Annotated in this window: 20 protein-coding genes and 2 pseudogenes; 14 read left to right on the top strand and 8 right to left on the bottom strand. The window is 74.5% G+C overall.

Features of this window, described 5'->3' with window-relative positions; all coding sequences use genetic code 11:
* Positions 1 to 126 precede the first annotated feature (126 nt).
* Positions 127 to 1,122 carry an ABC transporter ATP-binding protein gene (locus tag AC0HI0_RS10460; protein ID WP_480932098.1) on the top strand — a complete coding sequence of 332 codons (996 nt, stop codon included), beginning with the start codon at positions 127 to 129 and terminating at the stop codon, positions 1,120 to 1,122.
* On the top strand, positions 1,109 to 2,083 hold the full coding sequence (locus tag AC0HI0_RS10455) for an ABC transporter ATP-binding protein (protein WP_480932097.1): 975 nt from the start codon (positions 1,109 to 1,111) through the stop codon (positions 2,081 to 2,083). Before AC0HI0_RS10460 ends, AC0HI0_RS10455 begins: the two co-directional genes overlap by 14 nt.
* A 285-nt stretch (positions 2,084 to 2,368) precedes the next feature.
* Here the strand turns inward: AC0HI0_RS10455 and AC0HI0_RS10450 are convergent, their stop codons facing one another.
* A complete protein-coding gene (locus tag AC0HI0_RS10450) occupies positions 2,369 to 2,776 on the bottom strand; it encodes a hypothetical protein (RefSeq protein WP_480932096.1) in 408 nt (135 codons plus the stop codon).
* A gap of 120 nt (positions 2,777 to 2,896) precedes the next feature.
* On the opposite strand from AC0HI0_RS10450, the gene AC0HI0_RS10445 reads away from it, so the two are divergent.
* Both AC0HI0_RS10445 and AC0HI0_RS10440 read left to right on the top strand, forming a co-directional pair.
* A complete protein-coding gene (locus AC0HI0_RS10445; protein ID WP_480932095.1) occupies positions 2,897 to 3,703 on the top strand; it encodes an alpha/beta fold hydrolase in 807 nt (268 codons plus the stop codon).
* Between the two features lie 87 nt (positions 3,704 to 3,790).
* A complete protein-coding gene (locus AC0HI0_RS10440) occupies positions 3,791 to 5,518 on the top strand; it encodes an alpha/beta hydrolase (RefSeq protein ID WP_480932094.1) in 1,728 nt (575 codons plus the stop codon).
* On the opposite strand, the pseudogene AC0HI0_RS10435 reads toward AC0HI0_RS10440, so the two are convergent.
* Both AC0HI0_RS10435 and AC0HI0_RS10430 read right to left on the bottom strand, forming a co-directional pair.
* Positions 5,515 to 6,114 (bottom strand): annotated as a pseudogene (locus AC0HI0_RS10435) (transposase family protein); the annotation flags it as partial. The gene AC0HI0_RS10440 and the pseudogene AC0HI0_RS10435 overlap by 4 nt on opposite strands.
* Positions 6,115 to 6,286: 172 nt before the next feature.
* A complete protein-coding gene (locus AC0HI0_RS10430) occupies positions 6,287 to 7,423 on the bottom strand; it encodes a baeRF11 domain-containing protein (protein WP_480932093.1) in 1,137 nt (378 codons plus the stop codon).
* Between the two features lie 456 nt (positions 7,424 to 7,879).
* Between AC0HI0_RS10430 and AC0HI0_RS10425 the strand changes: the two genes are divergently transcribed.
* The 4 genes and pseudogenes from AC0HI0_RS10425 to rho all read left to right on the top strand — a co-directional run.
* The gene (locus tag AC0HI0_RS10425; protein WP_480932092.1) at positions 7,880 to 8,212 is read left to right on the top strand and encodes a type VII secretion target; all 333 of its coding nucleotides are present in this window, start codon (positions 7,880 to 7,882) and stop codon (positions 8,210 to 8,212) included.
* On the top strand, positions 8,209 to 8,691 hold the full coding sequence (locus AC0HI0_RS10420; RefSeq protein ID WP_480932091.1) for a YbaB/EbfC family nucleoid-associated protein: 483 nt from the start codon (positions 8,209 to 8,211) through the stop codon (positions 8,689 to 8,691). The genes AC0HI0_RS10425 and AC0HI0_RS10420 overlap by 4 nt, the downstream gene beginning before the upstream one ends.
* A complete protein-coding gene (locus tag AC0HI0_RS10415; protein ID WP_480932090.1) occupies positions 8,685 to 13,799 on the top strand; it encodes an RHS repeat-associated core domain-containing protein in 5,115 nt (1,704 codons plus the stop codon). Before AC0HI0_RS10420 ends, AC0HI0_RS10415 begins: the two co-directional genes overlap by 7 nt.
* A 288-nt stretch (positions 13,800 to 14,087) precedes the next feature.
* Positions 14,088 to 15,272 (top strand): annotated as a pseudogene (gene rho / locus AC0HI0_RS10410) (transcription termination factor Rho); the annotation flags it as partial.
* A gap of 7 nt (positions 15,273 to 15,279) precedes the next feature.
* Here rho and AC0HI0_RS10405 read toward each other — a convergent pair.
* Together AC0HI0_RS10405 and AC0HI0_RS10400 are read right to left on the bottom strand one after the other, a co-directional pair.
* Positions 15,280 to 15,591 carry a hypothetical protein gene (locus tag AC0HI0_RS10405; protein WP_480932089.1) on the bottom strand — a complete coding sequence of 104 codons (312 nt, stop codon included), beginning with the start codon at positions 15,589 to 15,591 and terminating at the stop codon, positions 15,280 to 15,282.
* A 45-nt stretch (positions 15,592 to 15,636) separates the two neighbouring features.
* A complete protein-coding gene (locus AC0HI0_RS10400) occupies positions 15,637 to 16,140 on the bottom strand; it encodes a carboxymuconolactone decarboxylase family protein (protein WP_480934279.1) in 504 nt (167 codons plus the stop codon).
* Between the two features lie 303 nt (positions 16,141 to 16,443).
* Between AC0HI0_RS10400 and AC0HI0_RS10395 the strand changes: the two genes are divergently transcribed.
* From AC0HI0_RS10395 to AC0HI0_RS10370, 6 genes are all read left to right on the top strand, one after another.
* Positions 16,444 to 16,806, top strand: a complete 363-nt coding sequence (locus AC0HI0_RS10395) for a YciI family protein (protein WP_480932088.1) — start codon at positions 16,444 to 16,446, stop codon at positions 16,804 to 16,806.
* A gap of 78 nt (positions 16,807 to 16,884) precedes the next feature.
* Entirely contained in the window at positions 16,885 to 17,781 is an 897-nt protein-coding gene (locus tag AC0HI0_RS10390) for a class I SAM-dependent methyltransferase (RefSeq protein WP_480932087.1), read from the top strand.
* Positions 17,781 to 18,299, top strand: coding sequence for an oxidoreductase (locus AC0HI0_RS10385; RefSeq protein WP_480932086.1), 519 nt, complete (start codon positions 17,781 to 17,783; stop codon positions 18,297 to 18,299). Before AC0HI0_RS10390 ends, AC0HI0_RS10385 begins: the two co-directional genes overlap by 1 nt.
* 96 nt (positions 18,300 to 18,395) lie before the next feature.
* Positions 18,396 to 19,706: an amidase family protein gene (locus AC0HI0_RS10380; RefSeq protein ID WP_480932085.1), complete on the top strand. Its 1,311-nt coding sequence runs from the start codon at positions 18,396 to 18,398 to the stop codon at positions 19,704 to 19,706.
* A gap of 187 nt (positions 19,707 to 19,893) precedes the next feature.
* Positions 19,894 to 20,688 carry a TIGR03084 family metal-binding protein gene (locus tag AC0HI0_RS10375; RefSeq protein ID WP_480932084.1) on the top strand — a complete coding sequence of 265 codons (795 nt, stop codon included), beginning with the start codon at positions 19,894 to 19,896 and terminating at the stop codon, positions 20,686 to 20,688.
* A 37-nt stretch (positions 20,689 to 20,725) separates the two neighbouring features.
* A complete protein-coding gene (locus AC0HI0_RS10370; protein ID WP_480932083.1) occupies positions 20,726 to 21,376 on the top strand; it encodes a TetR/AcrR family transcriptional regulator in 651 nt (216 codons plus the stop codon).
* Between the two features lie 40 nt (positions 21,377 to 21,416).
* Here AC0HI0_RS10370 and AC0HI0_RS10365 read toward each other — a convergent pair whose 3' ends face one another.
* The 3 genes from AC0HI0_RS10365 to AC0HI0_RS10355 are packed head-to-tail and all read right to left on the bottom strand — an operon-like array spanning position 21,417 to position 23,401.
* The gene (locus tag AC0HI0_RS10365) at positions 21,417 to 22,424 is read right to left on the bottom strand and encodes an SDR family NAD(P)-dependent oxidoreductase (RefSeq protein WP_480932082.1); all 1,008 of its coding nucleotides are present in this window, start codon (positions 22,422 to 22,424) and stop codon (positions 21,417 to 21,419) included.
* A gap of 18 nt (positions 22,425 to 22,442) precedes the next feature.
* Positions 22,443 to 22,946, bottom strand: coding sequence for a flavin reductase family protein (locus tag AC0HI0_RS10360; protein ID WP_480932081.1), 504 nt, complete (start codon positions 22,944 to 22,946; stop codon positions 22,443 to 22,445).
* Positions 22,946 to 23,401, bottom strand: a complete 456-nt coding sequence (locus AC0HI0_RS10355; RefSeq protein WP_480932080.1) for an acyl-CoA thioesterase — start codon at positions 23,399 to 23,401, stop codon at positions 22,946 to 22,948. The genes AC0HI0_RS10360 and AC0HI0_RS10355 overlap by 1 nt, the downstream gene beginning before the upstream one ends.
* Between the last annotated feature and the right edge of the window lies 1 nt (position 23,402).

Genomic DNA, 23,402 nt, shown 5'->3' with positions numbered 1-23,402 from the left:
CGGGGTGACTGTTGTCGGCAGGATTGACGGGAGATTGTCAAAATCCAGCGCAAGTGTCAACATGTGCCTACAACTTCGGCGCAGATCATCAATTCAGCGCACGAATCCGTCGCACCGAGGAGAGCCGTGTCCGTTCCAGATGCGTCCGCCCTGCGGGTCCGCGGGCTGAAGGTGACCTTCTCCACGCCGCGCGGCACCGTGCCCGCCGTCGCGGGGGTCGACCTCGACGTCGCGCCGGGCGAGGTGGTGGCCCTGCTCGGCGAGTCCGGCTCGGGCAAGTCGGTGACCGCGCGGGCGGTGATGGGCCTGCTCGGCCCGGCCGCCGAGGTCTCCGCCGACGAGCTGTCGCTCGCGGGCGCGGACCTGCTGACGATGCCCGCCGAACAGCTGCGCGCGCGGCGCGGCAAAGACCTGACCCTGGTGTTCCAGGACGCGCTGTCCGCGCTGAACCCCGTGCTGTCCATCGAGGACCAGCTCGGCGAGCTGTTCCGGGTGCACCGGGGGGCGTCCCGGCGGGCGGCCCGCGCCGAGTCCGTCGAGCTGCTCCGGCTGGTCGGCATCCCCGCGCCGGACAAGCGGGTCAAGGACTACCCGCACCAGTTCTCCGGCGGGATGCGGCAGCGCATCCTGATCGCCATGGCGGTCGCGCTCGGCCCCCGGCTGCTCATCGCCGACGAGCCGACCACCGCGCTGGACGTGACCGTGCAGGCCCAGATCCTGCGCCTGCTCGACCGGCTGCGCACCGAGCTGGGCATGGGCGTCCTGCTGATCACGCACGACCTGGGCGTGGCCGCCGAGATCGCCGACCGGATCGCGGTGATGTACGCCGGGCGGGTCGTGGAGACCGGCACCGCCGCCGACGTGCTCGACGCGCCGAACCACCCGTACACCGAGGCGCTGCTGGCCTCCGTCCCGGACGCCGAGGCCGTGGGCGGCGAGCTGCGGGCGATCCCCGGCGCGCCGCCCAACCTGCTCGCGCTGCCCTCCGGGTGCGCGTTCCACCCGCGCTGCGCCCGCGCCACCGACACCTGCCGGTCCGCGCGACCGCTGCCCCGGTCGTTCGCCGAGGGCCGCACCGCCGCCTGCCACCACGCCGAGGAGCTGCGCCGTGTCCGCCTCTGACGAGCCGATCCTGACCGCCACCGGGCTGCGCAAGACCTACCGGGCGGGCCGCGCGCGGGTCAGCGCCGTGGACGACGTCGCGCTGACCCTCGCGCGCGGCGAGACGCTCGGCGTGGTCGGCGAGTCCGGCTGCGGCAAGTCCACCCTGGCCCGGCTGCTGGTCGGGCTGGAACGCCCGGACAGCGGCGAGGTGCGGTTCGCGGGCCGGCCGCTGACCGGGCTGCGCGGCGCGGCCCGCCGGGCGCAGCGCCGCCAGGTGCAGATGGTCTTCCAGGACCCGCTGACCTCGCTGAACCCGAGGCTGCCAGTGCTCGACCTGGTCGCCGAACCGCTCGACGTGCACCGGCTGGCCAGGGGCGCGGCCCGCCGCGACCGCGTGGCCGAACTGCTCGACCTGGTCGGGCTGGCCCCGGAGATGATGAACCGGTACCCGCACGAGTTCTCCGGCGGGCAGCGGCAGCGCATCGGCATCGCGCGGGCGCTGGCCACCGAGCCGTCCGTGATCGTGTGCGACGAGCCGGTCTCGGCGCTGGACGTGTCGGTGCAGGCGCAGGTGGTGAACCTGTTGGCGGGCTTGCAGAAGCGGCTCGGCATCGGCCTGGTGTTCATCGCCCACGACCTGGCCGTGGTGCGGCACGTCTCGCACCGGGTCGCGGTGATGTACCTGGGCCGGCTGGCCGAGATGGGCGAGGTGTCGACGGTCTACGACCACCCGGCGCACCCGTACACCCGCGCCCTGCTGTCCGCCGCCCCGATCCGCCACCCGCGCGACCGCGACCGGGACCGCGAGGTGCTGGGCGGCGACCCGCCGAGCCCGGTCTCCCCGCCGTCGGGCTGCCGCTTCCACACCCGCTGCCCGCTCGCCCGGCCGTCGTGCGGGACGGACCTGCCGGTGCTGCGCGACCTCGGTGCCGACCGCGTGGCGGCGTGCCACTTCGCCGAACAGGTGCTCGCCGGCTGACCGCCCGCCCCCGCACCCGCCAGGGCCCGTCCTCGACAGCCGGATGGTGGGGGGTGGCGAGGTCGACGGTGCGGTCGAAGACCGGCGGGCGTCCGCCGTCGCGGCCCGTGCGCGAGCGGTCGGCCTTCCGGTCCCCGTGCAGGCCGTCACCCACGACCCGCACCGCTCCGGCAGATCCCGCCACGCCACAACGGTCTCCGTCTTGAACGGCATCCCGTCGACCACCCGACGGTCGTCCACCCCGAGGACTGCTTTCACCCCTGGGGACGGGAAGAAGCGACTCGACTAGCGCGGCGGCAGTTCGACCTCGGTCTCCTCGGGGCTCGCGGGATCCGGGCGGTAGGTGCACCGCAAGCCGTCGGTGAACACGTTGTAGGAACCCGCCACGGACGGCGCGGCGGTCGGGCCGCGGCCGGCGCACTCGTCGGCCGCGACGCGCCCCAGCGCGTACCAGGCCAGGAACCCGCTCACCAGCACGCCCACGAGCAGCGCGACCGCCGCCGCCCGGTACACCCGCGCCCACAGCACGGCGATCAGCACGGACAACGCCGCCACGAGCACCCACGCCCCGGCCATGACCAGTCGGAGCCCGGATTCCCGGTGCAGCACGGCGTAGAGGACGAACGCGGCCAACGCGTTCAACAACACCACGACCGCCACGATGTGCAGCGCCCTCGCCCGTCCGGTCAGCACGGCACGCAGGCTAACAGCGGACCGGTCGCGCTCCCCCGGCTTCGCGGACGTTGCGGGACCGCGACCACGCCGGATATACATGCAGACATAGCCATGTGTTGATGGGATTGGGGTCGGCGGGTGCGCACGATCGAACAGCGGGCAGCGGAATTCGAGCGGGTGTGCGGGCGCGGCGAGGTCGCCGGCGTCCGGTACTACACCGCCGGGCACGGGGACGCCGTCCTGCTGCTGCCCGGCGGCGCGGGGATCGGCATCGGCTGGCTCGACCTGCTCCCGGCGCTGAGCGGGGACCACCGGGTCGTCACCGTCGACTACCCCGGCACCCACACCACGCTGGGCGGGCTGGCCGACGCCGTCCGGGCCGTGCTGGACGCCGAGGGCGTCGACCGGGCGCACGTCGTCGGGCAGTCGGCGGGCGGGATGCTCGCCGAGGTGTTCACCCGGCGCGCGCCGGACCGGGTCGCCTCGCTGGTGTTCACCGGCACCGGGCTCTACGGCGCGCAGGACGTCGACCGGCTGGCCGGCAAGCTCGCCGCCATCCGGGACACCCCGTGGGAGCAGACCCTCGACGCCGCGCGCACCGCCCTGCGGTCGGCGTGGCGGGACTCCCCCGAGGCCGATTTCTGGACCGGGCGGGTGGAGGCCGCCTACCGCCGGGTCGGCCGCGACGGCCTGGCCAACTCCTACGCGATGCTGCTCGACCTCGCCCGGCACTCCGCCGCGCTGCGCCCCGGCTGGACCGGCCCGACGCTCGTGCTCGCCGCCGAGGACGATCCGCTGATCACCCCGGCCCACCGGCAGCGGCTACTCGACCTGCACCCCGGCGCACGGCTGCGCGTCTTCCCGGACGGCGGCCACTCGCTGCTGCTCACCCGACCGGACGAGTACCTCGCCGAGGTGACCCGGCACCTCCGTGACGCGCACTGAGCCTTACGGGTCAGCGGCACTGGGCCGGGCGGGGGACAACACCGTGGCATACGATGCGATCATCATCGGGCCGGACTCGCCGCCGGTGTGGCTCACACCGGCCCGCAGCAGCGACGCGGGGAGGTCGTCACGGCAGCCGTCGAGGCCCTGGAGGCGCCGCGCGCGCACCCGGCCCGCCACGCCCTGATCCGCTACCGCCGGTCGCTGAGCAGTGTCGGACTGGTGTTCGCCCTGGTGTTCTTCGCCTGGTCGATGACGCCGTCGCTGCTGCCCCGCGCGTGGTACCTCCAGGGCGTGGCCACCGGCATCTGCTCGGCCACCGGCTACCTGATCGGGGTGGGCGTGGCGAAGCTGGTCCGCCGGATCGGCTACCACCCGGACTGGTCGCCCCTGGTGCGGTACCGGGGCAACGTCGCGCTCGGCGCGGTGACCTGCGTCTACGTCCCGGTAGCGCTCGGCCTGGGCGCGCACTGGCAGGAGCAGGTCCGCGTGCTGGTCGACGTGCGGGCCGACGAGGACTACTACTACGGCCTCGTGCTGGCGATCGCGCTCCTGGTGGCGATGGCGCTGCGCGAGGTCGGCCGGTCGCTGCTGTTCGCGTCCCGGCGGGTCGGCGCGTGGGGCGCGCGGTACGTGCCGGTGCGCATCGCCCGGCTGGCCGGTGTCGTGGTGGTGGCCGTGATGACGGTGCTGGTCGTCAACGGCGGTCTGGTCAACGGCTTCCTCGCCGTGGTCAACACCATCGCCGCCCAGTCCGACCGGGGCGACTTCCCCGGCGTGGTCCAGCCGGTCGAGGCCGAGCGCTCGGGCGGACCGGGCTCGCTGGTGCGGTGGGAGACGCTGGGCAAGGAAGGCCGCGCGTTCGCCGCCGGCGGCCCTCGCGCGCAGCAGCTCGCGGCGTTCACCGGACGTCCCGCGCGCACGCCGGTCCGGGTGTACGGCGGGCTGTCGTCGGCCGGGTCGCTGCGCGAGGTCGCGACGCTGGTCGTGGCCGAGCTGGAGCGCACCGGGGCGTTCGACCGCGCGGTGCTGGCCGTGGCCACGACCACCGGCACCGGCTGGGTCGACCCGGCGATCGCCGAGGCGCTGGAGTACGTCGAGGGCGGCGACACCGCGATCGCCGCTCTCCAGTACTCGTACCTGCCCAGCTGGGCGGCGTTCGTGGCCGACCGCAACAGCCCGCGCGCGGCGGGCATGGAGCTGTTCGACCAGGTCTACGCGGCGTGGCAGCGCCGGCCCGCGGACCACCGGCCCCGGCTGGTGGCGTTCGGCGAGAGCCTGGGCTCCTTCGGCGGGCAGGCCGCGTTCAGCGGGTTGCAGGACATGATCACCCGGACGTCCGGCGCGCTGTGGGTGGGCACCCCGAACTCCACCGACGTGTGGCAGCAGCTCACCGAGGGGCGCACGCCGCCCTCGACCGAGCGGCTGCCCGTGGTGGACGGCGGGGCCGCCGTGCGGTTCGCCGCCCGGCCCGAGGACCTGGACCTGGGCACGCCGTGGGGTCCGAGCCGGGTGGTGTACCTGCAACACGCCACCGACCCGGTCGTCTGGTGGTCGACCGACCTGCTGACCAGGCCGCCGGACTGGCTGGAGGAGCCGCCCGGTCCCGACGTCAGCCCGGAGATGACCTGGCTGCCCGCCGTCACGTTCTGGCAGCTCACCATCGACATGGTGTTCGCGGCCGACGTGCCGCCGGGGTACGGCCACCACTACGGCCCGGCCGAGGTGGTCGGGGCGTGGGCGCAGATCCTCACCCCGGCGGACTGGACCACCGACGACACCGCCCGGTACCGGCACCTGGTCGAGGCCCGCTAGCTGTACTGCCCTGGGAGGTTGGGAACGCGGGTGGCGGGTGGTCGGCCGCCGAGTGCGGTGTGGCCGCGGTGGTGATCGTAGGTGTGCAGCCATCGTGGCAGTGCCTCGCGGCGTTGGGCTTCGGAGGTGTAGGGGCGGGTGCGTTCGTGGGTGATGCCGGCGGCGGCGAGGATGTCGCGCCACAGGTGCGAGCGGTAGCAGGAGCCGTCGTCGGTCAGTACCCGTTTGACGGTGGTCCCGTTGGCGTGGAAGAAGGTCTGCGCCCTGGTCCGGAACGCGACGGCGGATTCCCTGCTCTCGTCCGGGAGGATTTCGGTGTAGGCCGGGCGGGGTCGCGGTGGGCGGAGCTGTTGCGCCCGCCCGCCGCGCGTCCGCGCGTCCTGTGGCCGCCACCGTCGGGGATGTTGCCCGGCTTCTTGATGTCGACGTGGACCAGGTCGCCGGGCGCGGCGTGCTCGTAGCGGCGCACGACCCGGCCCGAGCAGCCCGGCGATGCGGGCGGGTCCCCACCGGCGCGGCACCCGCACCTTCACGATCCGTCGTTCGGTGCGGGTCGGGGTCCGGCCGGGACTGGTGCGCGGACGCGAGGACAGGTCGGCCATGCCCGCCGCCCTCTCACGGCGGTAGCGGTCGGCCCAGCGTTTCGCCGTGGACACCGAGACCTACCGCTCCGGCAGGTCCTACCAGGCGACGCCGGTCTTCGCCGTGAACAGCCCTTTCACGCGAACGGTTGTCCCGGGGATCCCTCATCAGGGGCGGGCTGCGGGGTCAGGGGCTGAAGCGGAGGATCGCGGCGACCTCGCCGCCGCCCGGGACGTCCTCCCGGCGCACGGCGAGCACGCGGCCGTCGGTGAGCCAGACCCGGCGGGCGATCTCGTCCAGCACGCCGTAGTCGGCGGCGTTCGACGTCTCCCGGAACTCGACCGCGCCGGTCTCCTCGTCCACGAAACCCGGGACCGTGGTGTCGATGTCCACGAACAGCGTGTCGACCGCGCCCATGGTCGCCAGCCGGGCCACGTCCGACACGTCGGTGGCGGTGCGGCCCTGCGACGTGCGCCGCTCGAACAGCTGTCGCAGCTCGTCGAGCTGCCCGGCGTGCAGGCCGTCCAGCACGGCCCGCGCGGCGGCCACCAGCTCGGTGTCGGCGGACGCCGTGCCGGGGTCGCCGACGCCGGCCGGGATGCCGGTCGGCGCGAGCGCCGGGTAGCTGCACACCGAGCGGAAGATGCTGTCCAGCGGTTCGGCCGAGGCGAGGATCAGGGGCACGTCCCGGCCCGCGAGCACCGGCCGCAGCGCGCGGTCGACCTGCCGGGCGTACTGCCGCATCCGGACCTTCTGCCCCTCGCCGCCCTGCACCCGGCCGACCGGCGCGCGGTCGGCGATGGAGGACTTGCCGACCGCGCTCGCCACGTCCGAGGGCATCCCGGGCACGGCGATCTCGGCGGGCAGCACGTCGGGCACCACCTCCAGCAGCCGCACCGACCCCTGGGTGAGCACCAGCAGGAACGCGGTCTGGGCGAACGTGATCGAGCGCAGCAGCGGCTTGACGTGGAAGCGGTCGGACACCTCCGCCGCCGGCGTCAGGTGGTTGGGCAGCCGGAAGGTCGTCAGCGACTCGGGCGTGACGAACACCGCCAGGCTGCGGGCCTGGTAGCGCCAGAACTCGTCGTCGTCCACCAGGTCGGCGAGCTGCTCCTCGACGGCGGCCAGCGCCCCCCGCTCCACACCGCTCGCGCGCAGCTGGTCGGCGGCCTCGCCGGCGAGGTTCTTCAGCTCGATCCGCTCGGCGTCGCCGGACGACTCGGGCCGGGTCGGCAGGTAGAGCGACACCCCGGCCGGCGTTCTGGTCGTGAGCAGGCGTTGCACCTGGGCGCGAGTCGGGATGTCGGTGTGCAGGCCGGTCACGTGACCTCCTCGGGAAGGGTCCGCAGTGGAGGCTAGCGGCGGTTTCGCGGCCCCGCCGTGCGGCGTTCGCCGGGCCGCGCGACCGCCCGGACCGGCGGGCCGGCCGCCGTGCGGGGCCGGACCAACCGTGGTACACCCCTTCGGAGCAGCGATGTGCGCCGAGCCCCCTCCGGGTCCGCACACCGGGGGTCGCGCGCACCTCCCGTTCGCCGGAAGTTCGCCGTCCGACCCCGTCCCGAAAGCTCGCCGATGTTGACATTTCGGCCGGCCGGGTAAGTCATTCGGGCGAAATTCGGGGTGTCGTGGTCGCGCTCCCGCGGAATCCGAGCGTTGCTCCGGCACTATTGAGGGCTGCCGCCGCCGGGAACCGGGCCGGGCGCGCCGTGCCATGACGGGCACCGCGCCGCCGCTCGCCGGGACCGCCGGCGGAGCACCGGGCGAGGAAGGGACTGGGACATGTCAGCGGGCGGGTACAGCGCGGTGCCGGAGGCGCTGCGGGCGCACGGGAGCCATCTGGACGGCTTGTCGGACCGGTTGGCGACCGCGGCGGACGCGGCGCGGATCGCCGGCATGTCGGGTGATTCCTACGGGCTGCTGTGCGCGTTCATGCCGCTGATCGTGAACCCGATGGAGGAGAAGGCGGCCGACGCGCTGGGCGCGGCGGTCGAGGGCGTTTCCGACATCGCGTCGAGCGTCCGCGACACCGCGACGGCCTACGACGACCAGGAGTCGGCGCACCGCGAGACGATGACCGCGCTGCGCACCCGGTCGCTGGGCGGTGCCTCGTGAACGCGCCGACCGGGTTCGGGGAGCCGACGCGCGACGCCGACGAGGCGGAGGCCCGGATGGCCACGTGGGCCCAGGGGTTCGCCGACAAGGCGGCCCGCTACCAGGAGGTCGGCCGGCGCACCGAGGAGCTGCGGCTGACCGCGTCCAGCCCGGACGGCGCGGTCCGGGTCACCGTCCGCGCCGACGGCGGGCTGGAGGACCTGGAGTTCGGCGACCGGGCGCGGACCGTCCCGCTGGAACGGCTGTCCGGGCTGGTGATGGCGACCGTCCGGCAGGCGCAGGCGGGCATCGCCGACCGGGTCGCCGAGGTGATGACCGAGGGCCTGGGCGACGAGGACGCGCAGACCCGCGCGCTGGTCCTGGACAACCTGCGCTCGCGCTTCCCCGACCCGCAGGCCGAGGACGACGAGGTCGAGGACGCCCTGCCCGCCCGGGGCACCGCGCCGCCGGCCGACGACGAGGAGGACCGGCCGTGGTGAACCCGCTGGTCGTCCAGACCCAGGACTCGACCAAGTCCTACACCGGCGCGACCATGGTCGAGTCCGCGATCGGCCTGCGCGAGGCCATCGAGCAGGGCGATTGGGCCTCGATCGCGATGGGCGCGGTGGACGTCGGGCTGACCGCGCTGGGCGCGGTGATGGACCCGGTCGGCGCGGTGTTCGCGGCCGGCGTGGGCTGGCTGATCGAGCACGTCGGCCCGCTGAAGGAGGGGCTCGACCAGCTCGCGGGCAACCCGGACGAGGTCAAGGCGCACGCCGACACGTGGAAGAACGTCGCCACCGAGCTGGCCGCGATCTCCGGCGACCTGACCGCGGCGGTCGCCGCCGACACCTCGGGCTGGGAGGGCGCGGCGGCCGACGCGTACCGCGGGCGCGCGGGCGACACGGCGAACCTGCTCACCGCCGCGAAGGAGGGCGCGGAGGGCGCGTCCAGCGGCGTGAAGACGGCGGGCGAGGTGGTCGGCGCGGTGCGCGGGCTGGTCCGCGACATCATCGCCGAGCTGGTCGGCCACCTGATCAGCTGGGCGTTGCAGGTCGTGGCGACGCTGGGCATCGGGCTGGCCTGGGTGGTGCCGCAGGTGGTCGCGGAGGTCGCCAAGGTCGCTTCGCTGATCGCCCGCTACACCACGCGGCTGGTGCGCGCGCTCAAGGCGTTGTCCCCGCTGCTCAAGCGCGCGGGCGACCTGTTCGACGACGCCGCGAAGTCGTTGCGCAACATCAAGTCCCCCTCGGGCTCCGCGCCGCCGCCGCCGACCAGGGGCGGTCCGCCGCCCGCGCACCACTCCGACGGCCCGTCCGGCGGCGGCAACACCACGACCTCCGGCGGCGACGGTCCTCCCCCACCGCCGAAGACCGACCCGCCGCCGCAGCCCAAGGGCGACGGCGGCAACACCTCCACGTCCGGTTCGGACGCCCCGCCACCGCCGCCGAAGGCCGATCCGCCCCCACCGCCCAAGGGTGACGGGGGTGGTGGCGGCACCACGACCTCCGGCGGCCCGCCGCCGCCCAAGGCCGAAGCGCCACCGCCCCCGAAGGGCAACGGCGGCAACACCTCCACCTCCGGGGCGGACGGTCCGCCACCGCCACCCAAGACCGAGGCCCCGCCGCCCCCGAAGGGCAACGGCGGCAACACCTCCACCTCCGGGGCGGACGGTCCGCCACCGCCACCCAAGACCGAGGCGCCACCGCCGCCGAAGACGGAAGCCCCGCCACCGCCCAAGACCGAGGGCCCGCCGCCCCCGAAGACCGAAGCTCCCCCGCCGCCCAAGACCGAGGGCCCGCCGAAGAACGACCGGGGCATCCGGGAGGACGCGACCCCGAAGGGCGCGCACGACAACCCGGTGGACAACCGGCCCACCTGCGGCGACCCGATCGACGTCGGCACCGGCTGGATGATCCTGCCGCAGACCGACGTCCACCTGGACTCGACGCTCCCGCTCGTGCTGTCCCGCACCCACCTGTCGAACTACCGGCTGGGCCGCTCGTTCGGCCGCTCCTGGGCGTCCACGGTGGACCAGCGGTTGGAGGTGGACGACGCCGGCGTGGCGTTCGCCGCCGAGGACGGCACGCTCCTGCTCTACCCGCACCCGGCCGAGGGGCAGGAGGTGCTGCCCGAGAACGGGCCGCGGTGGCCGCTCACCCGGACCGGGGCCGGCGGCTACGCGGTGCTGGTGACCGAGCAGGACCGGATCCTGCACTTCGCCGCGACCACCGGCCGGGAACGGCTGCTCAGCGCCGTCTCCGACGCGAACGGCCGGCGTGTCGAGTTCGGCCGCGACGGGCACGGCACCCTGGTCGAGGTGGTCCACTCCGGCGGCTACCGGGTGCGGGCGGACTCCCGGGCCGGCCTGATCACCGCGTTCTGGTTGGTGCGGCCGGAGAACGACGTGCTGCTGGCCGAGTTCCGGTACGACGACCGCCGGCTCACCGAGGTGGTCAACTCCAGCGGCACGCCGCTGAAGTTCGAGTACGACGAGCAGGAGCGGATCGTCCGCTGCGAGGACCGCAACGGCATGTGGTACCGCTACGACTACGACTCGGCGAACCGCTGCGTGCGCGCCGAGGGTGCCGGCGGCTACCTGGACTACGCGATGGAGTACGAGCCGGGCCTCACCCGGGCGACGAACTCCCTGGGCCACACCACCGCCTACCACCTGGACGAGCGCTTCCGGGTGGTGCGCGAGACCGACCCGCTGGGCAACGCGCACCTCACCGCGTGGAACGAGCACCACCAGCCCGTCTCCCGCACGGACCCGTTGGGCCGCAAGACTTCCTACGACTACGACGAGCGCGGCAACCTGGTCGCGGTGACCTACCCGGACGGCACCCGGTCGTTGGGCGAGTACAACGCGTTCGGCCGCCTGGTGTCGGCGGTGGACCCGGACGGCGCGGTGTGGCGGCGCGAGTACAGCGCGGCCGGCGCGCTGACCGCCCTGGTCGACCCGATGGGCGGGCGGACGGAGTACGGCTACGACGAGCTGGGCAACCTGCGCGCGGTCACCGACGCGGCCGGCGGCGTCACCACCTACGAGGTGAACCTGCTGGGCCTGGTGGTGTCGGCGACCGACCCGTCCGGCGCGACCACCCGCTACGCCTACGACGAGCTGGGCCGCAAGGCGCAGGTCGTGGACCGGCTGGGCGCGCGGACGCGGTTCACCTGGACGCCGGAGGGCAAGCCGGCGGGCCGGGTGGACCCGGACGGCGCGCACGTCGTGCTGCGGCACGACGGCGAGGGCAACCTGCGCGAGTCGCTGGACGCACTGGGCTCGGCGACCCGCGTCGAGATCGGCGTGTTCGACCTGCCGGTGGCCGAGGTGCGGCCGGACGGCTCGCGGCTGGAGTTCGCCTACGACACCGAGTTGCGGCCGACGTCGGTCACCAACGAGCACGGCCGGGTGTGGCGCTACACCTACGACCCGGCCGGGAACCTGCTGTCCGAACAGGACTTCGACGGGCGGCTGGTGCGCTACGCCTACGACGCCGCCGGGCAGGTCGTCGCGCGCACCAACGCGGCCGGCCAGACGGTCCGGTACACCCGGGACGCGCGCGGGCGCGTGGTGGCCCGCAACCACGCGGACGGCTCGGCCCGCCTCGCCTACGACGGCGTGGGCCGGGTCGTGCGCGCGACGACGGCGGACGCCGACCTCGTGATCACCTACGACGCCGCCGGGCGGGTGCTGGCGGAGGCGACCGGCGGGCGCGTGCTCTCCTCCCGCTACGACGCGCTGGGCCGCCGGGTCGGCAGGCGCACGCCGTCCGGCGCGCTGAGCGCGTGGGAGCACGACCCGGCGGGCCGGCCGACCGCGCTGCACACCGCCGGCCGCACCATCACCTTCGGCTACGACGCGGCCGGCCGCGAGGTCGAACGGCGGGTCGGCGGCCTGCTGGTGGCGCAGCGGTGGGACGCGGCGGACCGGCTCAGCGCGCAGACCGTGGTCGCGGGCCCGGCGACGCTGCAACGCCGGTCCTACCACTACCGGCCGGACGGCCGGTTGGTCGCGGTGGACGACCAGCTCACCGGCGGGCGGGCGTTCGACCTCGACCCGGCGGGCCGGGTGACCGCCGTGCGCGGCGCGCACGGCACCGAGTCCTACGGCTACGACCCGGCGGGCAACCTGGTGCACGCCCAGTCGCACCGGGGCGCGGACGGCCACGGGCCGCGTGAGTACCGGGGCACGCTGGTGCTGCGCGCCGGCAACGTCCGCTACGGCTACGACGCCGAGGGCCGGATGGTGCTGCGCGAGGTCGCCCGCCCCGGCGGGTGGGTCGAGACGTGGCGGTTCGGCTGGGACGCCGAGGACCGACTGGTGTGGACCGACACGCCCGGCGGCCGGTGGCGCTACGGCTACGACGCGCTGGGCCGGCGGGTGTGGAAGCACCGGGTGGCCCCGGACGGCTCGGTGCTGGAGCGCACCGACTTCACCTGGGACGGCACGGCGGTCGCCGAGCAGGTCCACGACGGCGTGGCGGCGCTGGTGTGGGACTGGACGCCGGGCAGCCACCGCGCGGTCGGCCAGACCCACCGCACGGCGACCGGCGCGCAGTGGGTGGACCAGCGGTTCCAGGCGATCGTCACGGACCTGGTCGGCACGCCGACGGAGCTGCTCGACCCGGACGGCGGGCTCGACTGGCACCAGGACACCACGCTGTGGGGCGGCGCGCCGAACCCGGCCGGGACGCCGCTGCGGTTCCCCGGCCAGTACCACGACGACGAGACCGGGCTGTACTACAACGTGCACCGGTACTACGACCCGCTGGTGGGCCGGTACGCCACGCACGACCCGCTGGGTCTGGCCCCGTCGGCCAACACGCGCGCCTACGCGGGCAACCCGACCTCCGCCGCGGACCCGCTGGGCCTGATGCCCACGCCGTGCCAGACGCTCAACAACCAGGGCCACTACCCGGGCGACAAGACCAACGCGTTCACCGGCTACAACCAGTACCAGAGCGGCTGGACGTCCCCGCCCGGCCGGTTCGACTCGGTGCCGCCGCAGACGATCATGAACAACTCGAACACGCCGTTCTCGCCGCACAACTTCGACGGCGGGGTGAACGGCCAGTACAACGCCTCGCACGCCGAGTTGCAGGCGTGGAACGGCCAACCGGGCAACCCGATCGTGGTGACCCGGCCGATGTGCACGTCGTGCCAGCCGCAGTTCCAGGGCATCGCCAACGCCCACGGGTCCAACGTCTACGTCGGCTCGCCGGACGGCATCCACACCTTCACGCCGGGCGGCACGCCGCAGACCAGCCTCGGGCACAACCCGGTGCAGGGCGTCGACGCGCAGGGCAACCCGTGGACGATGACCCACAACCAGGCGGACGGCTCCACCACGCTGGTCACCAACCGGCCCAACGGCCAGGTGACGGAGTCGGTGGTGCACGGGAACTACTCGGGCTCGCAGTGGTACCACGACCCCAACGGCAGCAGTTCCTACGCCGAGTACTACCCGAACCGCAACACCGAGGTGCTGACCGAGGACGCCAACCTCAACACGATCGGCGAGACGCACATCGGGCCGTCCAACGGCACGTACGACGTGATCGGCGGCAACCGCACGAACGTCCCGCCGGGCCAGCGCATGTAGTCCCGCAGGCCGCCCGCGCCCGACCCCCGCACCGGGGCCGGGCGCGGGCGGCCCACGTCGGCGAAGCCCAACGCCGGCAACGGTTCACGGGCTTGCGGCGGGCGCGGCCCGGAGGTCGGGGTCCCGCGCGAGTCCCGGGGCGTCGTGGGTCACGTTGCGCCCGTCGTCGAAGCGCGCTATGGTGTGGTTGTCCTGAAGTGGATGTTGGCCAACGCCTCCCACCGGGACTTCCTCCAAGGGTCCGGGTCCGGCCTCTCGCCGTACCGCCCCCTTCTCCTGCACGTTCCGCGTGGTCGCGGGGCGCTCCGGTCCGGAAAGGACACCCACACCATGACTGCCACCCTGCAACGGGAAACCACCACCACCACGACGACGCGCACCCCGGTCACCGGGATCCTCGACGTCGTCGGCGGCACCGCCTTCATCCGCACGTCGAGCTACCTGCCCGGCCCGAACGACGTCTTCGTCCCCCAGTCCACCCTCACCCGCCACGGCCTGCGGCGCGGCGACCTGGTGTCCGGCTCCGCCGGGCCCGGCACCGGCCGCCACCAGCGCCCGCAGCTGGTCGAGGTCGCGCGGGTCAACGGGCAGGAGGCCGGGAAAGCCCGGCACCGCCCCGAGTTCGCCGACCTGGTGCCGGTGCACCCGACCGAGCGGCTGCGGCTGGAGACCCGGCCCGAGGAGCTGACCACCCGGGTCGTGGACCTGGTGATGCCGGTCGGCAAGGGGCAGCGGGCGCTGATCGTCGCCCCGCCCAAGGCCGGCAAGACCTCCGTGCTCTGCTCGATCGCGCAGGGCATCAGCCGCAACAACCCCGAGTGCCACCTGATCGTCGTGCTGGTCGGCGAACGCCCCGAGGAGGTCACCGACCTGCGCCGGACGGTGCCCGGCGAGGTGGTCGCCTCCACCTTCGACCGCTCCCCCGCCGACCACATCGCGCTGGCCGAACTGGCCGTCGAACGCGCGAAGCGGCTGGTCGAGCAGGGCCGCGACGTCGTCGTGCTGCTCGACTCGCTGACCCGCCTCGGCCGGGCCTACAACCTGGCCGCGCCGGCGTCCGGCCGGACGCTGTCCGGCGGCGTCGACTCCGGCGCGCTGCTGCCGCCCAAGCGGTTCCTCGGCGCGGCGCGCAACATCGAGGACGGCGGCTCGCTGACCATCTTCGCCACCGCGCTGGTCGAGACCGGTTCCACCGGCGACACCCTGATCTTCGAGGAGTACAAGGCGACCGGCAACGCCGAACTCAAGCTGGACCGCAAGGTCGCCGCCAAGCGGGTGTTCCCGGCGGTGGACCTGGAGCAGTCCGGCACGCGGCGCGACGACCTGCTGCTCTCGCCCGAGGAACTGGCCGTCACCCAGACGTTGCGGCGCGCGCTCGAAGGCCGTGAGGTCGACGTGCTGCTGGACGGTTTGCGCAAGACCCGCACCAACTACGAGTTCCTCAGCCAGTTGACCCGCCCCGCGGCGGCGTGAGCCGGGCTCACGGGCCCGCTTGCGACCAGGCGACCAGGAACAGCACGACGGTGGCGATCACGCCGACGACTCCGAGCACGCCGCCGAGCACCAGCCCGAACCCGAACGACCGCCACCGCGCGTTCGGCAGGGCGCCGAGCACCGCGCCGACGACGACACCGGCCAGTGCGACACCGATGAACGCGTAGGCGTACTCGCCGCCACGCCAACCGATGCCCGCGAACGCGCCGGTGGCGAACGCGGCCACGACCGCCGCCAGCACGGCGACCGGCACCAGGACGCCCGCGAACACGACACCAGGCCGCCTGCCCCCGCTCATGCCGACGAGCCTGCCCGACGGCCGCCTGCCGGCGCATGAGTAGGACTACGCCTTCGCGTGCGGGTGCCAGGCGAACGGCGCGAGCTGCTCGTCCAGCGGTGCGCGGACGAGCCGGTTGGCCAAAGTGGACATCGTGTACGCGCCGATGCCCAGCACGACTTCCAGCGCGTTCTGCGCGGTGAACCCGTGCGACAGGAACGCCCGCAGCGCGTCGTCGTCCACCGCGCCGTTGGTGGCGAGGACTTCCAGGGTGAACGTCCGCACGGCCGCCAGCCGTTCGTCGGCCAAGGGTCGCTGCGCGCGCAGTGCCTCGATCAGGGCGCTGTCCGCGCCGAGTCGGGCCAGGGCGGAGGTGTGCATGGCCACGCACACCTCGCACCCGTTCCGGGTGGCGACGACCATGATGACGGTCTCGCGGGCGAGGCCGTCCAGCGTGGACGCCTCGAACAGGCCGCTGACCTTCAGGAACCCGTCGAGCAGGTGCGGTGAGCCGGCCAGCCGGGCGACCGGGGCGGGCAGGTATCCCAACCGGTCGGCGACGGCCGCCATCGTGCGGCGGGCGGCGGGTGGGGCGGTCTGCGGGGTGTGGTCGGGGAAGACGGAGGTGGGCACGGCGCTCCTCGGCGGGCAGGACGCCCGAACTAGTCAACTTGGTTGTCGAGAAGGTAAACTACGTTGTCCACTTTCGGCAAGCGGTTCGCCGCGCCACACCGTGAACATCTGCCCTGACCTGCGGCGACACGCCCGCCGGACATTGCCCGGCACGCGGTGTCGAAATAGCGTGCGGCCGTTCGACGCGGAGATGAAGGGCCGGCGATCGCCGCCGGCACCGGACGACACAGGGAGCAAGTCATGCGGTTTCTGCTGATGCACCGGCTCGACGAGAGCGCCCCCGAGGCGTGGAACCCCAGCCCGGAGTTCATCGAGCGGATGGGCGGGTTCGTCCAGGACTGGCTCGACCGGGGCGTCCTGATCACCGCCGAGGGCGTGCACCCGTCGGCGAAGGGCGCGCGGGTCCGCAAGGAGCGCGGCGCGGCGGTCTCCTCGACCGACGGGCCGTTCACCGAGGCCAAGGAGGTCATCGGCGGGTTCGCGCTGATCAACGCGGCGGACCGGGCCGAGGCCGTGGCCTACGCCGCGCAGTACGCGGACCTGTTCGACGAGGTCGAGGTGGAGGTGCGGCAGGTCGTCGAGTTCGAGGACCTGCCGTCCTGAGCGACCCGCCGGCCCGAGCGCGCACCGGAGCCGCCGGAACGACCCGTTCCGGCGGCGGCCGGTTGCTAGAGTCCCGGCGTGGCCGTGGAGATCTCCGACCTGGTGGTGGAGTGGGACGCGGCCACCGGTGACCGCGTGCCGGTCCGCCTGGCCGACGTGGTCGACCGGCTGCGCGCGGCCGGGGACGAGCGGGCCGTGCGGATCGTGCGGCGGCTGCCGGTGGTGGACGGGGTGCTCGACCCGGACGCGGTCGACCGGCTGCTGGTCCGGGCGCACACCGAGTTGCAGCGGCTCAACGAGGAACTGCACATGGCGCGCCGGTTCGCCGAACTCCTGGGGCCGGTGCTGGCCGCCGTCCGCGCGGACGGGACCCGGCCGCGCGTGGTCGACATCGGCTGCGGGCTCGGCTACCTGGTGCGCAGCCTCGCCACGACCGGCGAGCTGGGCGAGGTCGACCTGGTCGGCGTGGACTTCAACGGCGCGCTGGTGGCCGAGGCGGCCCGGTTGGCCCGGGACGAGGGGCTGCCCTGCCGGTTCGTGCGCGGGGACGCGTTCGCGCTCGCCGAGGACGCCACCGTCTACCTGTCCAGCGGGGTCCTGCACCACATCGCGGCCGACCGGCTGGCCGAGTTCTTCCGCGCCCAGGACCGGCCCGGCACGCGGGCGTTCGTGCACTACGACATCGCGGCGACCCCGTTGGCCCCGGCCGGGGCGTGGCTGTTCCACCGGGCCCGGATGCGCGAACCGCTCGGCCGCCACGACGGCGTCGCCTCCGCCCGGCGCGCCCACGGCGACCGGGTGCTGCTCGACGCCGCACGGCACGCGGGCATGGACACCTTCCTGTACGAACCGGTCCGGCACGCCAACCCGTTCTGCGCGGCGATGCGCCCGGTCGTGGGGCTGCGCGCCGACCTGACCGCCGACGTGCGCCGCGCGCTGGGCCGCCGGTCGCGCGGCCTGGTCGGGTCCGCCTGATGGCCGTGCTCGTCCCGGTGCTGCTGGTGGCGCTCGCGCTGCTGGACGCGTCGATGGCCGGGTTCCGCGCGTCGACCGGCCGCAACGCCCGCATCGGCAAGCGCGCCTACTACCGGCGGGCGGCGGGTCGGGGCGTGCTCGGCGGGCTGCTCGTGCTCCTTCCGGTCGCGCTGGTCGCGGCGGTGGGGCTGGGGTCGGCGGCCGATCCGGGCGCGCGCTACGCCGGGCTGCTCGACGCCGGCGCGCGGATGCTCCAGGTGCTCTCGCCGTTCGCCGCGCTGGTGCTGATCTCGCTGCCCGCGTACTGGCTGCTGCCGATGCGCGAGAGCACGTTCGTGATCCTGGTCGGGCTCGGGCCGTTCACCCTGGTCCGGCCGCTGGTCGTGCTCGCCGCGACGGCCTGGGCGGTGGCCGGGTCGGGTGACTGGCTGGTCTGGGTGGTGGCGGTCGGGGCCGCAGCCGGGGTGCTGGCCGTCGAACCCGCCGTGCACCGCCGCTGGTACCCGGAGCCGGTCTGAACCGTGCGCGCGGGGCACAGCAGCCGTCGCGCACGGACAATGACCGCCCGCCCCGCCGAACCTAGGTTCGACCACTACGCGGAGGGAAGGACGGACATGGCCGACGAGGGTGCCCGGACGCTGTCGGACTGGTCGGACCTCGCACCCGCCGAGCGCGACCGCCGGCGGGCCGAGGCGGTCGCGCGGGCCGCCGCCTCCACGCACGGCGACTGGATCGGCCCGGTCCGCGACGGGTCGCCGGGCGCGGGCGCGCTGGCCGGGGTGCCGTTCTCGGTCAAGGACAACGTCGACGTCCGGGGCGTGCCGACCACGGCCGGCAGCCCGCTGCTGGGCGACGCCCCCGCCGACGCCGACGCGAGCGTGGTCGGCGTGCTGCGCGACGCCGGGGCGGTCGTGATCGGCAAGACCAACCTGCACGAACTCGCGTTCGGGATCACCAGCAACAACAAGGCTTTCGGGCCGGTGCGCAACCCCGTGGACCCGGCCCGCAGCGCCGGCGGGTCCAGCGGCGGCAGCGCGGTGGGCGTCGCGCTCGGCGTGGTGCCGTTCGCGCTGGGCACGGACACCGGGGGCTCGGTCACCGTGCCCGCGTCGTTCTGCGGCGTGGTCGGGTTCCGCCCGTCCACCGGCCGCTACCCGGGCGACGGCGTGGTGAACCTGTCCACCAGCCGCGACACGATCGGCGTCCACGCCCGCGCGGTGCGCGACGTGCGGACCGTCGACCGGGTGGTCACCGGGGAGCCGGACGCGCCGCCGGTCCCGCTCGCCGGCCTGCGCGTCGGGTTGCCGCGCAGCCGTTTCCGGCACCTGGACGCCGAGGTCGCGGCCGTGGTCGACGAGGTGCTGTCCGCGCTGGAGCAGGCCGGTGCGCAGCTGGTCGAGGTGGACCTGGGCGACGACGTGCTGGTGGCCGAGGGCCCCGGCAACGACCTGGTGTTCCGCGAAGCACCCCGGCTGCTGGCCCGGCGGGTCGCGTCGCCGGTCGAGGACTGGCCGGACCGGATCGCCTCGCCCGACGTGCGCGCGCTCATCGGGCTGATCGCCGCCACCCCGGTCGACGCCGACGCCTACCAGGACGCGCGGGCCGCCCGGTGGCGGCTGCGCCGGACCTACGCCGAGGTGTTCGGGCGGGTCGACGTCGTGCTGGGGCCGACCGCGCCCGTCCTGCCGCCGCTGCTCGGCGAGGACGAGGTGATCACCCACAACGGGCGGGAGGTACCGGTGTTCCCGACCGTCACCCGCAACGTCGGGCCGGGCACGGTCGCCGGGGTGCCGATGATCTCGCTGCCGGCGGGGCACTCCCGCGACGGGCTGCCGGTCGGGGTGTGCCTGGAGGCGCACCCGTTCGGCGACACCCGGCTGCTGCGCGTCGCCGAGGCCGTGCAGGACGTGCTCGCGCCGCGCTGAACCGCGTCCCCCGACCGGGCGCGGGAGCACGTCCGGGATCGTGCGGAGCGTTGCGCACGTCGTGAGAAGACATCGGCGCGCCACCGGGGCATCGTCGGACTGGACAACCGCCTGCGGACTCCGCGTGGCCGGTGCGCTCCGGCCGGGTCCGAACGCATCCGGGCAAACTCGACCAGAGGACGTGCGCATGGACGTGATCACGGCGCTCCGGACCACCGGCGACGACTTCGACCGGATGGTCCTCACCCTCGACCACGCGAAGTGGTCGCTGCCCACGCCCGCACCGGGCTGGACGGTCAAACACCAGGTCGCGCACCTGACGTCGATCTTCGGCATGGCCGGCACGGCCGCCGCCGACCCCGACCGGTTCCGGGCGCTGCTGTCGACCCTGTCCGACGACTTCGACGCGAACGTCGACGCCGCCATGGCACCGCACCTCGCGCTGGAGACCGACGAACTCGTGCGGCGGTGGCAGCACACCAAGGCCGCCGCGATCGACGCGCTGGCCGCCGTGCCGGCCGACAGCGCGGTGCCGTGGCTGGTGAACCCGCTGCCGCCCGAGGTGCTGGCCAGTGCCGGGATGATGGAGCTGTTCGGGCACGGCCAGGACGTCGCGGACGCGCTGGGCGTGACCCGCGAGTGGGACGACCGGCTCGGCTTCCTGGTCGGGTTCGCGGTGCGCACCAAGGACTTCGGCTACCTGGCGCGCGGCGAGGCGCCGCCCGCCGACGAGTTCCGGTTCGAGATCACCGCGCCGTCCGGGCGGCGCTGGGACCACGGGCCGGCCGACGCCGCGCAGCGGGTGACCGGTTCGGCGGAGGACTTCTGCCTGCTGGTGACCCGTCGCCGGCACCCGGCGGACCTCGACCTGCGGGCCGAGGGCGAGGTGGCCGCGCGCTGGCTGGACCTCGCGCAGGCGTACCGGGGTCCGGCCGGGCCGGGCCGCGAACCCGCCGGGTCGGCGCTGTCCGCCGGACGCTGACCCCGTTGCCCGCCACCGGTCGCGCCGGGACGCCCCGGTGAGCCCGCGCCGCGCCGCCCCGCAGGCCCGGTCCGCCCTGGTGGACATCGCGGCCCGCCTGCTCGCCGAGGAAGGCCCGCCCGCGCTGTCCACCAGGCGGCTGGCCGCCGAGGCGGGCTCCTCGACGATGGCGGTCTACACCCACTTCGGCGGGATGAGCGGGCTCGTCCGGGAGATGGTGCACGAGGGTTTCGCGCGCCTGCACCACTTCCTGACCAGCGTCGCGGAGACCGCCGACCCGGTGGCCGACATGGCGCTGCTGGGCCGGGCGTACCGGGGCAACGCGCTGGCCAACACCCACCTGTACCCGGTGATGTTCGGCGGACTCTCGCTGGCCGGGTTCACGTTGAGCGACGAGGACCGCCACCACGGCCGCTACACGCTGGCCAACGTCGCCCGGTGCGCCGGCCGCTGCATCGAGGCGGGCCGGTTCGCGCCGGGCGACCCGGAGCTGGTGGCCCACCACATGTGGATCGCCACCCACGGCCTGGTGACGCTGGAGCTGGGCGAGTACCTGGTCGAGCCGTTCACCGCCGACGGCGTCTTCGAGTCGCAGCTGGTCGGCATGATGGTCAGCGCGGGCGACGACCCGGCGGCGGCGGAGCGCTCGGTCGCGGACTCGGCCGGGCGGCTGGCCGAGGTGGCCTGATCCTCCGGTCGCTGCCGCGGGTCCGAGATCCCCCTGCCGGCTACGCGCCCGCGAGGCCCGCCTGCCGGCGCGTGACGACGCCCGTTTCGGCCAGCCGGCGCACCGTTTCGGTGACGGTGTCGGCGAACGGACGGGGGCGCAGGCCCAGGGTGCTCGCCGCCGGGTCGACCCGGGTGGCCGCGCGGGCGGTCGCGATCGCGCCGTGCTCGGCCGGGATGTGCCAGGGCCAGCGCGGTTGCACCAGGTCGGCCAGCCGGCCCACCGGCAGCACCGCCCCGGCGGGCAGGAACACCGCGGGCAGCGCGCGGCCGGTCGCCTCCCGGACCGCCCGCACGTACTCGGCGGTGGTGAGGTAGCGGCCGGGTCCGAAGTGGCTCCCGGTCACGCCCGGCGCGAGCAGCGCGGCGTGCAGCGCCGCGGTGTCGCGGACGTCGCCCAGTTGCAGGCCGCCGGTCGGCCACAGCGGCATCAGGCCGCGCAGCAGGTCCCGCAGCCGGGCCGTCTGGTCGCCGATCTTCGGGTCGTGCGGCCCGAGCAGGACGGGCGGGTAGCTGATCACCACCGGGGCACCCCGCTCCCGGTGCCGCCGGGCGACCGCGTCGGACCCGGACTTCGTCGCGGCGTAGGGTTCGCGGCTGGTGCCGACCGGCGAGTCCGCTCCGATCACCCGGACGCCGGGGCCGAACAGCGCGGCGATGCTCGACACGTGCACCGCCCGCCCGACGCCCAGCCTGGCCGCGGCGTCGAGCACCACCTCGGTGCCCCGGACGTTGGTGCGCACCATCTCCGCGCGCCGCCGCCGGTCGAACGAGTACACCGAGGCGCAGTGCACCACGGCGTCCGCGCCGCGCACCGCCGCCGCCACGGCCCGTTCGTCGGTGACGTCCCCGACCGCCACGTCCACCGCCGGCGCCCCCAGCGGGCGCAGGGCAGCGTCCACTGCGGACGCCGAGCGGGCGAGCACGCGCACCCGGTGCCCGGCGCGGACGAGTTCCGCGACCGTGTGCGCGCCGACGAAACCGCTGCCTCCGGTGACCGTGACCAGCATGGCGTGCCCCTCCGGACGTCAGATCTGGTGGAAACCGCTGTCGTAGAACAACAACGCCCCGGTGTCGGGCCCGCGCCGGCAGCCGAGCACCCGGCCGAGGAAGATGGTGTGGTCGCCGCCCTCGTACCACCGCACCAGCTCGCACTCCAGCCACGCCAGCGCGCCGGACAGCAGCGGCGCGCCGGTGTGCGGTCCGGGCTGCCAGTCGACCACGTCGAACTGGGCCTGGCCGCGCGGGCGGCGCTTGTCGGCGAAGTACTTGGCGGTCCGCTCCTGGTCGCCGCCCATCACCGAGACCGCGAACCGCCCGGTGCTGCCGATGGCCGCGTGCATGGTCGCCCGGCGCGCCACGCAGCACAGCACCAGCGGCGGCTCCAGCGACACCGACGTGAACGCGTTCGCGGTCATGCCGTGCGCGTGCTCGCCGCCGACCGTGACCACGGCGACGCCGGTCGCGAACCGGGCCATGGCGTCGCGCAGCGTGGTCTCCTCCATCGTGGGGGCCGCCTCGTGCACGGTCATCACCCCAGCCCGGCCCGCACGAGTTCGGCGGTCTCGGTGTAGGGCGCCAGCGCCAGCCGCAACTCCTCCGGGACGCGCGCGGGAACCGTGTCGGTGTTGGGCCCGCGCATGCACGCCACGCGCTGCCTGCCCCGGGCCACCAGCACTTCCGGGCCGTCGTCGATCTTGACGTAGTCGAAGCTGAACTGGATCTGGGTCTGCGTCAGCTCGTCGAGCCGCATCCGCACCGACAGCTCGTCGAACGCGGTGATCTCGGCGAAGAACTCGCAGTCCACCTTGAGCGTGAACAGCTTCAGGTCCGCGCGGACCTCCGCCAGCACGCCGGGGGCCTTGTCGCGCAGGAACAGCTCCCGGCAGCGGCCCTGCCAGCGCAGGTAGTTCACGTAGTAGACGTTGCCGACGAGGTTGGTCTCCTCGAAGCCGACGGTGTGGCGGATCTCGTAGTACTCCGGCATG

Source organism: Saccharothrix sp. NBAS 001, assembly GCF_056640475.1.
The sequence above is the reverse complement of the archived record's forward strand: the minus strand, read 5'-3'. Positions and strand labels throughout refer to the sequence as shown.